This window comes from Pseudomonas koreensis (assembly GCF_025447595.1).
Taxonomy (GTDB): Bacteria; Pseudomonadota; Gammaproteobacteria; order Pseudomonadales; family Pseudomonadaceae; genus Aquipseudomonas; species Aquipseudomonas koreensis_H.
In genome coordinates, this window is the sequence record NZ_JAOEJU010000017.1 from 132,100 (window position 1) to 146,295 (window position 14,196).

15 protein-coding genes are annotated in these 14,196 nt (G+C 58.6%); 4 read left to right on the forward strand and 11 right to left on the reverse strand.

Annotation, left to right across the window (positions count from 1 at the left end; all coding sequences use genetic code 11):
- Positions 1-92: 92 nt before the first annotated feature.
- From N8H71_RS20150 to rplM, 5 genes are all read right to left on the reverse strand, one after another.
- On the reverse strand, positions 93-875 hold the full coding sequence (locus N8H71_RS20150) for a cytochrome c1 (RefSeq protein WP_007956790.1): 783 nt from the start codon (positions 873-875) through the stop codon (positions 93-95).
- Positions 875-2,086, reverse strand: coding sequence for a cytochrome b (locus N8H71_RS20155; RefSeq protein ID WP_007956792.1), 1,212 nt, complete (start codon positions 2,084-2,086; stop codon positions 875-877). Before N8H71_RS20155 ends, N8H71_RS20150 begins: the two co-directional genes overlap by 1 nt.
- Complete coding sequence (petA, locus tag N8H71_RS20160) at positions 2,086-2,679, reverse strand: ubiquinol-cytochrome c reductase iron-sulfur subunit (protein ID WP_007917031.1); 594 nt, start codon at positions 2,677-2,679, stop codon at positions 2,086-2,088. Before petA ends, N8H71_RS20155 begins: the two co-directional genes overlap by 1 nt.
- Before the next feature lie 268 nt (positions 2,680-2,947).
- Positions 2,948-3,340, reverse strand: a complete 393-nt coding sequence (gene rpsI / locus N8H71_RS20165) for a 30S ribosomal protein S9 (RefSeq protein ID WP_262195359.1) — start codon at positions 3,338-3,340, stop codon at positions 2,948-2,950.
- Between the two features lie 14 nt (positions 3,341-3,354).
- Entirely contained in the window at positions 3,355-3,783 is a 429-nt protein-coding gene (rplM, locus tag N8H71_RS20170) for a 50S ribosomal protein L13 (RefSeq protein WP_003228062.1), read from the reverse strand.
- Between the two features lie 244 nt (positions 3,784-4,027).
- Here rplM and N8H71_RS20175 point away from each other — a divergent pair, with 244 nt between their 5' ends.
- Entirely contained in the window at positions 4,028-5,068 is a 1,041-nt protein-coding gene (locus tag N8H71_RS20175) for an NADP(H)-dependent aldo-keto reductase (RefSeq protein ID WP_115079161.1), read from the forward strand.
- Between the two features lie 104 nt (positions 5,069-5,172).
- Here N8H71_RS20175 and N8H71_RS20180 read toward each other — a convergent pair whose 3' ends face one another.
- A complete protein-coding gene (locus tag N8H71_RS20180) occupies positions 5,173-6,309 on the reverse strand; it encodes an acyl-CoA dehydrogenase family protein (protein WP_207983896.1) in 1,137 nt (378 codons plus the stop codon).
- Between the two features lie 246 nt (positions 6,310-6,555).
- Here N8H71_RS20180 and N8H71_RS20185 point away from each other — a divergent pair, with 246 nt between their 5' ends.
- Positions 6,556-7,452: a GlxA family transcriptional regulator gene (locus N8H71_RS20185; RefSeq protein WP_170929381.1), complete on the forward strand. Its 897-nt coding sequence runs from the start codon at positions 6,556-6,558 to the stop codon at positions 7,450-7,452.
- A gap of 62 nt (positions 7,453-7,514) precedes the next feature.
- On the opposite strand, the gene zapE is transcribed toward N8H71_RS20185, so the two are convergent.
- From zapE to N8H71_RS20200, 3 genes are all read right to left on the reverse strand, one after another.
- Positions 7,515-8,609: a cell division protein ZapE gene (gene zapE / locus N8H71_RS20190; protein WP_262195360.1), complete on the reverse strand. Its 1,095-nt coding sequence runs from the start codon at positions 8,607-8,609 to the stop codon at positions 7,515-7,517.
- A gap of 90 nt (positions 8,610-8,699) precedes the next feature.
- Positions 8,700-10,055: a tryptophan--tRNA ligase gene (locus tag N8H71_RS20195; protein ID WP_262195362.1), complete on the reverse strand. Its 1,356-nt coding sequence runs from the start codon at positions 10,053-10,055 to the stop codon at positions 8,700-8,702.
- A gap of 24 nt (positions 10,056-10,079) precedes the next feature.
- Entirely contained in the window at positions 10,080-10,709 is a 630-nt protein-coding gene (locus tag N8H71_RS20200) for an alpha/beta hydrolase (RefSeq protein WP_262195372.1), read from the reverse strand.
- Between the two features lie 144 nt (positions 10,710-10,853).
- On the opposite strand from N8H71_RS20200, the gene N8H71_RS20205 reads away from it, so the two are divergent.
- Positions 10,854-11,288, forward strand: coding sequence for a YhcB family protein (locus tag N8H71_RS20205; protein ID WP_039766275.1), 435 nt, complete (start codon positions 10,854-10,856; stop codon positions 11,286-11,288).
- 67 nt (positions 11,289-11,355) lie between these two features.
- Here the strand turns inward: N8H71_RS20205 and N8H71_RS20210 are convergent, their stop codons facing one another.
- Positions 11,356-12,087: an OmpA family lipoprotein gene (locus N8H71_RS20210; protein WP_007956806.1), complete on the reverse strand. Its 732-nt coding sequence runs from the start codon at positions 12,085-12,087 to the stop codon at positions 11,356-11,358.
- A 114-nt stretch (positions 12,088-12,201) separates the two neighbouring features.
- Entirely contained in the window at positions 12,202-12,846 is a 645-nt protein-coding gene (locus N8H71_RS20215; RefSeq protein ID WP_115079165.1) for an MBL fold metallo-hydrolase, read from the reverse strand.
- A 199-nt stretch (positions 12,847-13,045) separates the two neighbouring features.
- On the opposite strand from N8H71_RS20215, the gene N8H71_RS28775 reads away from it, so the two are divergent.
- A partial coding sequence (locus N8H71_RS28775) for a M10 family metallopeptidase (protein WP_279309659.1) occupies positions 13,046-14,196 on the forward strand: 1,151 nt, incomplete at its 3' end.

Here is a 14,196-nt window from a genome sequence, read left to right on the forward strand (position 1 = left end):
GGACGCCTCCCGCAACAACTGGCGAACCAGGCGTTGCGTTTTCAGAGGCGCCCTTGGGCGCGCGCGATTAACAGCAATTGCTTGAAGCGTTATCAGTGCACGTCTTTCCAGTATTCACGCTTGAGCAAGTAGGCGAACACAAAGAAGAACGCCAGGTACAGCAAGACGTAGGTACCGATGCGCTGATGTTGCAGCTTAACCGGGTTAGCCGAGTAAGCCAGGAAGGTTACCAGATTCTTGACCTTCTCATCGAACTGCTCTTCGTTGAGGGTTCCGGTTTTCGGCACGATGGTCAGCTGATCGCACGCTTCATGAGTCAGAGGCGTACCGGTCAGCGGATCATATTGCTTCTTGCCGTCTTCGACGATCTGTACCTGTTTGCAACCCACGACCTGACGACCTTGCAGGCCGACCAGCACGTTAGGCATGCCGACGTTCGGGAAGACCTTGTTGTTCACGCCCCATGGACGCGCCGGATCTTCGTAGAACGACTTGAGGTAACCGTAGAGCCAGTCGGTGCCGCGAACACGAGCCACCAGCGTCAGGTCTGGCGGCGCTGCGCCGAACCAGGTCTTGGCGTCAGCCGGCTGCATGCCGATGTTCATGTGATCGCCGATCTTGGCGCCGGTGAACACCAGTTTTTCCAGCATCAGTTCGTGCGGAACACCGAGATCATCGGCCACACGCTCGTAACGCTGGAACTTGGCACTGTGGCAACCCATGCAATAGTTGGCGAACGTGCGCGCGCCATCCTGCAGGGCAGCCTTGTCGGAAACGTCGATGTCGACTTTTTCCAGTTCCGGACCACCGTGTTCGGCCGCAAAAGACAGCACTGGCAGAGCAGCAAAAATCAGAGCAAAAAATAACTTTTTCATCAGCCAGTCACCCTTTCCGGAACCGGTTTGGTCTTCTCGAGCCTGGTGTAGAACGGCATCAGAATGAAGTAGGCGAAGTACAGGAAGGTGCAGACCTGCGACAGCAGCGTACGGCCTGGCGTCGGGGCCAGAACGCCCAGAATGCCGAGGATCACGAACGAAATGCAGAACACCACCAGCCAGATCTTGCTCATCCAGCCTTTGTAGCGCATCGACTTGACCGGGCTGCGGTCGAGCCACGGCAGGACGAACAGCACCGCAATCGCCGCACCCATGGCGATCACGCCCATGAGCTTGTCAGGGACCGCACGCAAGATTGCGTAGAACGGTGTGAAGTACCAGACCGGTGCAATGTGCTCAGGCGTCTTGAACGGGTTGGCTTGCTCGAAGTTAGGCTTTTCGAGGAAGTAACCGCCCATTTCCGGGAAGAAGAACACAATGAAGCAGAAGATAAACAGGAACACCACGACGCCGACGATATCTTTCACGGTGTAGTACGGGTGGAAGGCGATGCCGTCCAGCGGGATACCGTTTTCGTCTTTGTGCTTCTTGATGTCCACGCCGTCCGGGTTGTTCGAGCCGACTTCGTGCAACGCCAGGATGTGCAGCACCACCAGACCGAGAATCACGATCGGCAACGCAACCACGTGCAGGGCGAAGAAGCGGTTCAGGGTGATCCCGGAAATCAGGTAGTCACCACGGATCCACTGGGTCAGGTCGTTGCCGATGACCGGAATCGCACCGAACAGCGAGATGATCACCTGAGCACCCCAGTAGGACATCTGGCCCCACGGCAACAGGTAACCCATGAAGGCTTCAGCCATCAGCGCCAGGTAGATCAGCATGCCGAAGACCCACACCAGCTCACGCGGCTTCTGGTACGAACCGTAGAGCAGGCCACGGAACATGTGCAGATAGACCACGATGAAGAACGCCGAAGCGCCGGTGGAGTGCAGCAGGCGCAGGATCGAACCGTACTCGACGTCGCGCATGATGTATTCGACGGAAGCGAACGCTTCTTCCGCCGACGGGGTGTAGCTCATGGTCAGCCAGACACCGGTGACGATCTGGTTGACCAGAACGAGCAATGCCAGCGAGCCGAAGAAGTAGAAGAAGTTGAAGTTTTTTGGAGCGTAATACTTGCTGAGATGGTCTTCCCACATTTTGGTGGCGGGGAAGCGCGCATCAACCCAATCCATGAACTTGCTCATCACGCTTTCTCCGTATCGACGCCAATGACAATCAGGTCATCGGTCTCATAGGAATGCGGGGGTACTGGCAGGTTCAAAGGCGCAGGTTGCGACTTGTAGACGCGGCCAGCCAGATCGTAGTGGGAACCGTGGCAAGGGCAGAAATAGCCGCCTACCCAGTCTTTGCCCAGATCCGCGGGTGCCACTTCGGGACGGAAGGTCGGTGAGCAACCCAGGTGAGTGCAGATCCCGATCAGCAGGAGGATTTCCGGCTTGATCGAACGCACTTCAGGGTCGACATAAGTGGGTTGCGTGGAGTTTTTGGAGGTCGGATCGGAGAGCTGGCCCTCGATCTTCTTGAGATTCCCCAGGATTTCCTCGGTACGGCGGACAATGAACACCGGCTGGCCGCGCCATTCAGCAATCATCTGCTGCCCTGGCTCGATTTTGCTGACATTCACTTTCACCGGTGCTCCGGCAGCCTTCGCCTTGGCACTGGGAAACCATGACCCCACGAACGGGACCGCAGCCCCCACCGCTCCTGCAGCACCCACCACGGATGTGGCTGCTACCAAGAAGCGACGCCGGCCTGCATTCACGCCGTCATTGCTCATTCAGTCCTCTCCCATCAGCTTTGTGGCCTGTTAAATCAGGCATCTACTAAATTGAAACTATGTACTTATAAAAATTTTGCCGAATGGTAATGAAAACCCCCAATTCTGACAAGGTAATTACCCGGAGGGCTGGCCCTCAAGCCTTGTAGTATAGGGGGTCTACGAATGTGGCAAGTTGTCACAGCGCAATTATTCAAGAAATCGCACGCATAAAAAAACGCCCGGTTCCGTGAGGAATCGGGCGTTCTTTTTGAACGTGGAAGCGAAATTAACGCTTCGAGTACTGCGGACGCTTACGCGCTTTACGCAGACCAACTTTCTTACGTTCAACTTCACGGGCGTCGCGAGTAACGAAGCCAGCTTTGCGCAGAGCGCTACGCAGGGTTTCGTCGTAGTCCATCAGAGCGCGAGTGATGCCGTGGCGGATTGCGCCAGCTTGACCACTTACACCACCACCGATGACGGTGACGTAGATGTCGAACTTCTCGACAGTCTCAGTCAGTTCCAGCGGCTGACGAACTACCATGCGGGCAGTTTCGCGACCGAAGAACGCGTCCAGGGAGCGGTTGTTGATGGAGATGTTACCAGTACCCGGACGCAGGAAAACGCGTGCGGTTGCGGTCTTGCGACGGCCAGTGCCGTAATTTTGAGTCGCCGACATAATGAACTATTCCGTTAAATCTTCAGTTCTTGGGGCTGCTGAGCAGTATGAGGGTGTGCAGCGCCCGCATAGACTTTCAGCTTACGGTACATGTCGCGACCCAGTGGGTTTTTAGGCAGCATGCCTTTAACCGCGGTCTCGATCACGCGCTCAGGGGCCTTGGCGATCAGTTTTTCAAAGTTGATCGACTTGATGCCGCCCGGGAAACCGGAGTGGGAGTAGTACATTTTGTCAGTGGTTTTAGCACCGGTAACACGGATCTGCTCAGCGTTGATTACGACGATGTAGTCGCCGGTGTCAACGTGAGGAGTGTACTCAGGCTTGTGCTTGCCACGCAGACGGCTCGCGATTTCGGTGGCCAGACGACCCAGGGTCTGACCAGCAGCGTCGACGACAAACCAGTCGCGCTTTACTGTTTCCGGTTTAGCAGTAAAAGTTTTCATTCTTTATAGCCTCAGGGGCCGCCTGTAAATAAGACGGCGGATCTTACTGAATAGTGCGTACTTTGACAAGTCAAAGGCAGCCGGATACAGACGCTTTCGGGGGCTCGGGTCGGCGCGTCCGTTCAACGGCAAGATTCTTCGGCGGCGGCGCATCACTTCCACTGCAGAAAGAGGTCGGCAATTATGCAGATTGCGAAAAAAATTTCAACCTGCTTTTATGCTTGTTTTGCCCAAGGAGCACCCGATGGACTATCGCCAGCTAGGCCGTACCGACCTGAACGTGAGTGCAATCTGCCTCGGCACCATGACCTGGGGCGAGCAAAACACTGAAGCTGAAGCCTTCGCCCAGATCGAACGGGCAAAAGAGGCCGGGATCAATTTCCTCGACACCGCCGAGATGTACCCGGTACCGCCGAAAGCCGAAACCTACGCCACCACCGAGCGCTACATCGGCAATTACTTCAAGAGCCGCGGCGACCGCGCCGACTGGATCCTCGCCAGCAAGATCGCCGGCCCCGGCAACACCATCGACTACATCCGCGACAAGAACCTGCGCCACAACCGCCAGCACATCACCGAAGCGGTGGACGCCAGCCTCAAGCGCCTGCAGACCGACTACATCGATCTGTATCAATTGCACTGGCCAGAGCGCAGCACCAACTTTTTCGGACAACTGGGCTACAAGCACCAGACCGAAGCCAACCTGACGCCACTCGAAGACACCCTCGAAGCGCTCGACGAGCAAGTGAAGGCCGGCAAGATCCGCCACATCGGCCTGTCCAACGAGACCCCGTGGGGCACCATGCGTTTTCTCGCCCTGGCCGAAGCCCGTGGCTGGCCGCGCGCCGTGTCGATCCAGAACCCGTACAACCTGCTCAACCGCAGTTTCGAGATCGGTCTGGCGGAAATCGCCATCCGTGAACAATGCGGCCTGCTCGCCTATTCGCCGCTGGCGTTCGGTTTCCTGTCGGGCAAGTACGAAGGTGGGGCGCGCCCGCCGAAAGGCCGCCTGAGCCTCTACAGCCGCTTCAGCCGCTATTTCAACCCGCAATCGGAAGCGGCATGCAGCCGTTACGTGGCACTGGCCCGTGAACACGGTCTGGATCCGGCACAAATGGCCCTGGCGTTTGTGAACCAACAACCGTTCGTCACCAGCAACATTATCGGGGCGACGACACTGGAGCAACTGGACAGCAACATCGCCAGCTACGAGCTGAAACTGTCGAAGGAAGTACTGGAAGGGATCGAAGCGATTCACAAGGATCATCCGAACCCGGCACCGTAATCAGCCGCTAAAAGCTTTGCGAGCAGGCTCGCTCCCACAGGTACAGCGTGATCCTTGTGGGAGCGAGCCTGCTCGCGAAGGGGCCAGTCAATTCACCACAAAATTCAAAGCGACCGCGCAATGATCTCCTTCATGATTTCATTGGTGCCGGCATAGATCCGCTGCACCCGCGCATCCGCCCAGGCCCGGGCCACCGGGTATTCCCACATGAAACCGTAGCCGCCATGCAGCTGCACGCACTCGTCGAGCACCTTGCATTGCAGGTCAGTGCCCCAATATTTGGCCATCGCCGCCGTCGGCACGTCGAGTTTGCCTTGCAGGTGCAACTCCAGGCAGCGGTCGACGAACACCCGGCCGATCTGAATTTCGGTGGCCATTTCCGCCAGTTTGAAGCGGGTATTCTGGAAGTCGGCAATCGACTTGCCGAACGCCTTGCGGTCACGGGTGTAATCCAGCGTCCATTGCAGCGCCGCCTCGGCTGAAGCCAGACCGCCAATCGCCACGGTCAGACGTTCCTGCGGCAGCTCCTGCATCAGATAGGCAAACCCAGCCCCGGCCTGACCCAGCAGGTTCTCTTTCGGCACGCGCACGTCCTGGAAGAACAATTCCGACGTATCCTGGGCCTTCATTCCGACCTTCTCCAGGCGCTTGCCCTTGTCGAAGCCCGGCGTGTTTGCCTCCACCAGAAACAGGCTGGTGCCCTTGGCGCCGGCCTTGGGATCGGTCTTGGCGACGACGATCACGAGATCCGCCAGGAAGCCATTGGTGATAAAGGTTTTCGATCCGTTGATCACATATTCGTCGCCATCCAGCACCGCCGTGGTCTTGACCCCTTGCAGGTCTGAACCGGCGCCCGGTTCGGTCATGGCGATCGCGGTGACCATCTCGCCGGACACCAGCTTCGGCAGGTATTTCTGCTTCAGCGCCTCGCTGCCGTAATGCAGGATGTACGGCGCGACGATGTCCGAATGCAGTGAAAAACCTATACCGGTCAGACCCAGCCGCCCTACTTCTTCGATCACGACTGCGCTGTAAAGAAAGTCCGCCCCCAACCCGCCGTATTCCTCCGGCAGGTGCGAGCAGAGCATCCCCGCCTCCCCCGCCTTGTTCCACAGTTTGCGGTCGATGTAGCCTTGTTTTTCCCATTGCCCATGGAACGGCACGGCCTCTTTTTCGAGGAATGTTCGTACGCTGTCGCGGAACAATTCGTGCTCGGAGCTGAACAAGGTTCTGGGAATCATGCGGCACCTTTTCTTTATTGTTGGAGGGATCAGACCTTCAGAGACTAAGCCTCGCTTCCGATACAGGACACTGGACACATCCGACAAAAAATAAGACGATCCAGCCGTCTGGTGACCACTTTCCCTTATAAAAACAAAAGTTGAATTATGTCCAAGCAAGTCTCCACGCCTTTGCGGCGCGTCAGCATCCTGGCGATCGACCGGGTTTTCGCTTCCACCCTCATGCAAGCCAAGGATTTCTTCCATCTGGCCAGCCTGCGTTATGGCAAACAACTGGGCCACGGCCTGACTCCGGCGTTTGAAACCCGCCTGGTCAGCCCCGACGGCAAACCGGTGAACAGCTTCAGTGACGTGGTCATGCCGGTGGACGGCGGCCTGGAAAACGCCGACGTCATCATCCTTCCGGCGTTCTGGGACGATTTCGATACGCTGTGCCAGCGTTATCCACAGATCCTGCCGTGGCTGCGCGAACAGCACGCCCGGGGCGCTGTGCTCTGCGGCGAAGCCACCGGGGTGTTCTGGCTGGCCGAGGCCGGATTGCTCAACGGCAAGGAAGCGACCACCTACTGGCGCTTCTTCAACGCCTTCGCCGAGCGCTTCCCGCAGGTCTATCTCAATCAGGACAAGCACCTGACCGACGCCGACAACCTGTATTGCGCCGGCGGCACCACCTCAGCCTGCGATCTCTACATTTACCTCATCGAGCGCTTCTGCGGCGCCAATGTGGCCCAGGCGGTGGCCCGCGACATTCTCTATGAAGTGCAGCGCAGCTATGCACCGGGACGCATCGGTTTCGGCGGCCAGAAGCTGCACCAGGATGTGATCATCCTGCAGATCCAGCACTGGCTCGAAGAGCATTTCGCCGACAAGTTCCGCTTCGAAGACGTCGCTCGCGAGCACGGCATGAGCATCCGCAACTTCATGCGTCGCTTCCAGACCGCCACCGGCGACAAACCGCTGCATTACCTGCAACGGCTGCGCATCGAGACCGCCAAGGGCTTGCTGTCCGGCAGCCGCAAGAGCATCAAGACCATCAGCTACGAAGTTGGCTACGACGATGCGAGCTTCTTCGCACGGCTGTTCCGCCAGCACACCGAACTGTCGCCGAACCAGTACCGACAGCAGTTCCAGCAAGCTGCCTGACGATTCGACCAGACACAAAAAAGGGCCTGCATCTGCTGGCCCTTTTTGTTTGCCGAATCCGCTTAAGGCTTGTGTGCCCGGGACAGGAATTCGTGGGATTGCATCTCCAGCAGACGGCTGAGGGTACGCTGGAACTCGAACGTCAGGCGCCCGCCGGTGTACAGGTCTTTCAACTCGACTTCGGCAGAAATGATCAGTTTGACGTTACGGTCGTAGAACTCGTCGACCATGTTGATGAAGCGTCGGGCGATGTCGTCGGTGGTGACGCTCATCTGCTCCACGCCACTGAGCAGCACGGCGTGGAAGATCTTGCCCAGCTCGATGTAGTCGTTCTGGCTGCGCGGGCCGTCGCACAGCTCGCGGAAGTCGAACCAGGCCACGTCATCGCAAGTGCGCAGAGCGCGGATTTCGCGGTTCTCGATGATCAGCACATCGTTTTCCACCGCCGCCGTGCACTCAGGCGTCAGTGCGCGGAAGCTCTTGCGCAGGCTTTCGTGGGCGGCTTCGTCGAGCGGAAAGTGAAACAGCTCCGCTTGTTCGAGGTGGCGCAGACGGTAGTCGACGCCGCTGTCGACGTTGACGATCTCGGTGTTCTGCTTGATCAGCGCGATGGCCGGCAGGAAGCGTGCGCGTTGCAGGCCGTCCTTGTACAGGCCGTCCGGCACGATGTTCGACGTAGCGACCAGGGTCACGCCATTCTTGAACAACTCTTCCATCAGCGTGCCGAGAATCATGGCGTCGGTGATGTCGGAAACGAAGAATTCATCGAAGCAGATGACCCGCGATTCAGTCGCGAAGCGCTTGGCGATGATGGTCAGCGGGTTTTTCTCGCCGCCGAGGGTTTTCATCTCTTCGTGCACACGCTTCATGAAGCGGTGGAAGTGAGTGCGGGTCTTTTCGTTGAATGGCAGCGCTTCGAAGAAGGTATCCACCAGGTAAGTCTTGCCGCGACCCACGCCGCCCCAGAAGTACAGGCCCTTGACCGGCGTCTGATCCTTTTTGCCAAACAGCTTGCCCAGCAAACCCGGCTTGTTCTGCTCCGCCGCGATCAGATCGTCGTACAGGCGTTGCAGATGACGAACGGCAGTTTCCTGCGCGGCGTCATGGAAGAAGTCCGGGCGTTTCAGATCAGCTTGATATCGTTCTAGGGGCGTCATAATTCGTTAGCAAGGCAACAAAAACGGGCCGTCACTGTAGCGATGGCCCGTGGGAATGGCAATCGGCCCTTGGTCGGGCCGGCCCGTTGATTATTCCTGAACCGGTGTCAGAGCGATCCGCAGGGCCTCGACGGCCGCATCCCGCGCAGCCACGTCGGCGAACGCCGGGCTGCCGCCGACACACTCGCCTTCCAGCCAGACGCTGAAGCTCAGGTCTTCGCTGCGCACATCCAGCGCCTGACCCGATTGCAGCTGCTTGGTCACCTGACCGGCGGTTTTACCGTCGGCGAAGTTGCGTGACAGCAGCAGTTGCTCGCCGTCGGCCGCCAGCAGACGGAAACGGAAGCTGCCGTCGTCTTCACGGAAGCTGACGAAACGTGCGGCTTTCGCGGCTTTCTTCTTGGTGGTCGCGGCCACCTGAACCTGATTCACGAAGGAACGCAGGCCAACTGCTTCGCGCAGCTCGTTGAGGAACGGCGTCGCCACCGCACGGGCCTTTTTGGCGCCGTGTTGCAGGATGTCTTCCAGATCTGCCGGACGTTCGATCAACTGGTGATAACGCTCGCGGGACTCGCCCAGCTCGTTGTCGAGCAACTGGAACAGACGGTTCTTCGCCTCGCCCCATCCCAGACCGCCCAGCAGTTCACTGCGGAACTCGTCGGCTTGCGCCGGCGTGGAGAAGGCCTGGAACAGGGTGAACAGGTGCGAGTTGTCCGGATCCTTCGCTTCGCCCGGCGCGCGGGAGTCGGTGACGATGCGCGAAATCGCGTCCTTCATTTCCTTGGCGCTGGAGAACAGCGGAATGGTGTTGTCGTAGCTCTTGGACATTTTGCGACCGTCCAGACCCGGCAACGTGGCCACGCTTTCCTCGATCAGCGCTTCGGGCATGGTGAAGAACTCCTTGCCCTGGCCGAACAGGTGGTTGAAGCGCTGACCAATGTCCCGCGCCATTTCCACGTGCTGGATCTGGTCACGACCGACCGGCACCTTGTGCGCGTTGAACATCAGAATGTCCGCCGCCATCAGCACCGGATAGCTGTACAGGCCCATGGTGATACCGGCATCCGGGTCTTCGCCGGTCTCGACGTTCTTGTCCACCGAAGCCTTGTAGGCGTGGGCACGGTTGAGCAGGCCCTTGGCGGCGACGCAGGTCAGCAACCAGGTCAGCTCGGGGATTTCCGGGATGTCGGACTGACGGTAGAAGGTCACGCGGTCCACATCCAGGCCACCGGCCAGCCAGGTCGCGGCGATTTCCAGACGCGAGCGCTGGATGCGCAGCGGGTCATCGCACTTGATCAGGGCGTGATAGTCGGCCAGGAAGTAGAACGAGTCGGCATTGCTGTCGCGGCTGGCGAGAATCGCCGGGCGGATGGCGCCGGCGTAGTTGCCCAGGTGCGGCGTGCCAGTGGTGGTGATGCCGGTGAGGATGCGGGTACGGTTCGTCATGGGTAATCGCTTGTCAGACTGCAATCAATTCGAGAGACGCGGCAGGATCAGATCCTTGAGATCGGTTAGCTTGCCATGAAAAAAGTGTCCGCATTCTGCCACTTTCAGCAGCTCATGGGGGCGCTGGAGTTTTTCAGACCAGTCGTAGACCAGCTGTGGATCGATCACTTCGTCGGTTTCCGGCTGGATCACGGTCAACTCGCCCTGCTGCGGCAACTGATCCTGATCGCCCAGGCGCATGACCGCCGGCGCAACCATGAACAGGTGCTTGAGCGTGATGCCTTGGGCTTCGAGACGGCCGCCGAGACTTGCGGCAACAAATCCACCGAAGGAGAAACCGAACAGGGTCAGCGGCAGGTCCGGGTGTTTTTCCAGCAACCAAGCGGCAGCGGCCTGGGCGTCGTCGACCTCACCGGTGCCCATGTCATGGGAGCCTTCGCTGGCACCGACGCCGCGGTAGTTGAAGCGCAAGGTGATCAGGCCTGCGTCGCGCGCGGTGCGCTGCAGGGTCGAGACGACCTTGTTGAGCATGGTGCCGCCCTGCACCGGGTTGGGATGGCAGATCAGCGCGATGCCGCGTGGCTGCTCGTTGTCCAGATACAAAGACTCAAGTTGCCCCACCGGGCCATCAATCACTACAGGGGTTTCACGCATCAGCAAGGAAGGAACTCCGTGACCTCGAATCGGGTCGACTCGTCTAGCAAATTGTCTGTGCCAGTCTATTGCGAGTGAATCGCGGTATACAGCGCAGGTTCGAGCCGTTAACGTAAAGCAAAGCCGTTTATAGAGGAAGGACTCGTGGAACACTCGCTCTTAGTTTGGTTGTTACCGACTCTTGCCCTGGTTGTGGGTGTCGCCATTGGTTTCCTGATCGCTCGTGTTGCGCCGAACGCCGCGCCCAGCCGCACGCAGCGTCAACTGGATGATATTCAGGAACGTTTCGACAGTTATCAGAACGAAGTGGTGACCCACTTCAACAGCACCGCCAATCTGGTCAAGAAACTGACCCAGAGCTATCAGGAAGTGCAGGATCACCTCGCCGAGGGCGCCAACCGCCTGGCCCTGGACGAACAGACCCGTCAGCGTCTGCTGGCTTCCCTGCACTCCGAAGCGGCACAGGCTCCACGGGAACGCCTGACGCCACCACGGGATCAGGAACCGCCGCGTGACTACGCGCCGAAGACCCCGAACTCGCCGGGGATGCTCGACGAGCATTACGGCCTGAAGAAGTAATCAGCCTTCGTGCCAACAAAAAGCCCCCGGACAATCACTTGTCCGGGGGCTTTTTTGTGGCTGACGGTTATGGGTACTGCTGAACCGTACCCGGTTGTTGCTGACCACCGTACTGCTGGCCCGGGATCGCCTTGAGGTTGACCTCGACGCGGCGGTTCTGCGCCCGGCCGTTGACGTCACCGTTGCTGGCGATCGGATTGTCCGGGCCGGCACCGCGGGCGCTCAGGTTGGCACCGCTGACGCCTTGCGAAGTCAGGTAGGTCGCCACGCTCTGCGCACGGCGCTGGGACAGGTCCATGTTGTGCTGACGGCTGCCGGTGCTGTCGGTGTAGCCGACGATTTCAATCTGGTTCTGGTTGAATTCTTTGAGCGAGTTGGCCAGGTTGTTCAGCGGCTGATAGAAGCTGGAAGCGATGTTCGCCGAATCGGTGGCGAAGGTGATGTTGCCCGGCATGATCAGCTTGATCTGGTCGCCCTGACGCTGCACTTCAACGCCGGTGTTGGCCATGCTGGCGCGCAGTTTTTTCTCTTGCTGGTCGGCGTAGTAGCCGTAACCGGCGGCGGAGGCACCGACAACGGCTGCGCCGATCAGCGCACCCTTGCCGCGGTTGTTGTGGTCGATGGCGGCGCCGGCCAGCGCACCGGCCAGTGCTCCGAGGCCACCGTACTTGGCGGTTTTGCTCATGCCCTGGGAGCCACCGTCGGCCTGACCCTGATTGTCATACGGGTTGGGCGAGGCGCAGCCGGACAAGACGGCCACGGCAGTAGCGACAATAATCAAACGACGCGTGGTGAACATGGAGTGCTCCTACATTTTGCATTCTGTGGTGCAGCGGCCATTGGCAATTGGCCCGTGCGGGCGTTGGATCATGACAATGCACAAAAATTCCGCTGCACACCCGTGACAAAATGTTTAGGCACGCACAAACGGGTTCTCGCGCATCTCATCCCCCAGACGCGTATCCGGACCATGCCCGGCCACAACAGTCGCGTCCTCATCCAGGGTATACAGCCGCTGCTTGATCGATCGCACGATGGTCGCCTGATCGCCGCCCCACAAATCCGTGCGTCCTACTCCGCGACGAAACAGCGTGTCGCCGGCAATCAACAGCTTAGCCTCGGAAAACCAGAAGCTCATGGAACCTGGCGTATGCCCCGGCGTGTGTAGCGCAACGCCACACCCGCAGGCCAGCTCTTCATCGTCGCTCAGCCAGCGATCCGGCGACGGCACCGGGGTGTAGGGCACGCCGAACATCTGGCATTGCATCTCGAGGTTGTCCCACAGGAACTGATCCTCTTTATGCAGATGCAGGGTCGCGCCGGTCTTCTCTTTCATCTGCCCGGAAGCCAGGAAGTGATCGAGGTGCGCGTGGGTGTGAATGATGCTGACCACTTTCAGGCCCAGGGCGTCAAGGCGAGCCATGATCAGGTCAGGATTGCCGCCCGGATCGACGACGATGGCTTTTTTGGTGATCGGGTCGCCGATGATCGTACAGTTGCACTGCAAGGGGCCGACGGGGAAGGTTTCGCGCAGAAGCGCAGGACTTGGGGCAGACATATAAATCCTCGACAGACGGCAATACGCATTGGCTAAGGATTCTACTCCACAGGCCGATACAGATCGCCGGGTCAGTAATTTGACGCCATCAATCGGAAAATGATGGCTCAATGATGTCAAATGTAAAAAATCTGGTGCAAAATCGCTTTTTTTGTAGCGGTCGCATTCAGGAAGGGCCGCAGCGCATTCAGGAAATCCCATGCCGACGCCCAAGACGTACTCCCCTACCTTCACTGCAACCCTGACTGGCAATGCCCTTGTCGACAGTCTGATCTCCGGCACCTTCTGGCTGGGTTCCAACTGGACGCCCAAAGGGCCGACCAACCTCAGTTACAGCTTCATGGCTCCGGTGACTTCGTACTTCATCACCAACTACAGCCCTGACAATGAATACAACGCCCTGTATGAGTTGACGGCCGGTCAAAAGACTGCGGTGACCAGCGCGCTCAATGCATGGAGCGCCGTCGCCAACCTGAATTTCACGTTGACTACCGATACCCTGTTCAACGTTGGCGACCTGCGCTTTGGCGCATACCGGTTGATGGATGACAAAACGGCAGCCTGGGCCTATTTCCCTGCCGATACGCCGACTGCGGGCGACGTCTGGATCGGACCGCAGACAAATGATCCCAATCCGGGCAAGGGTAGCTACGACTACCTGACTTTCGTCCACGAAATCGGCCATGCGCTGGGTCTCAAACATCCTTTCGACGCGAGTAACACCAACAAGCTATTGCTTGATCCGACACTCGACGACGTCCACTTCACCGTGATGAGTTACAACAGTAACTACTCCTATCAGCCAACGACGCCGATGGTTCTGGACATCATCGCGATGCAGAGTCTGTACGGCGCCAACATGCTGTGGCAGACCGGCAACAACGTTTACAAGTGGGATGCCAACCAGTCGATTTTCGAAACCATCTGGGATGCCGGTGGCAATGACACGATTGATGGCAGCAACCAGTTGGCTTCTGTTGCCATCAATCTGAATGAGGGTTCGTACAGCGAGATCGGCAAGGCTTTTGTTGACCTGAACAATCAGACGGCAATCAGAGACGGCCTGGCGATTGCCTACGGTGCAAAAATTGAAAACGCCGTCGGCTCGGCGTTCAACGACATACTGACGGGTAATGACCTGAACAACACCCTGAACGGTATGGCAGGCGCCGATACCATGGCAGGGGGCAAAGGCGACGACACCTATTACGTCGACAATGTCGGCGATACCGTTATCGAAACGGCAGACGCCGGTATCGACACCGTCATGGCCTCGATCGATTACACCCTGGGCACCAACCTCGAGAACCTGACGCTGCTCGGTTCGGCGCTCAACGGCACCGGCAACAG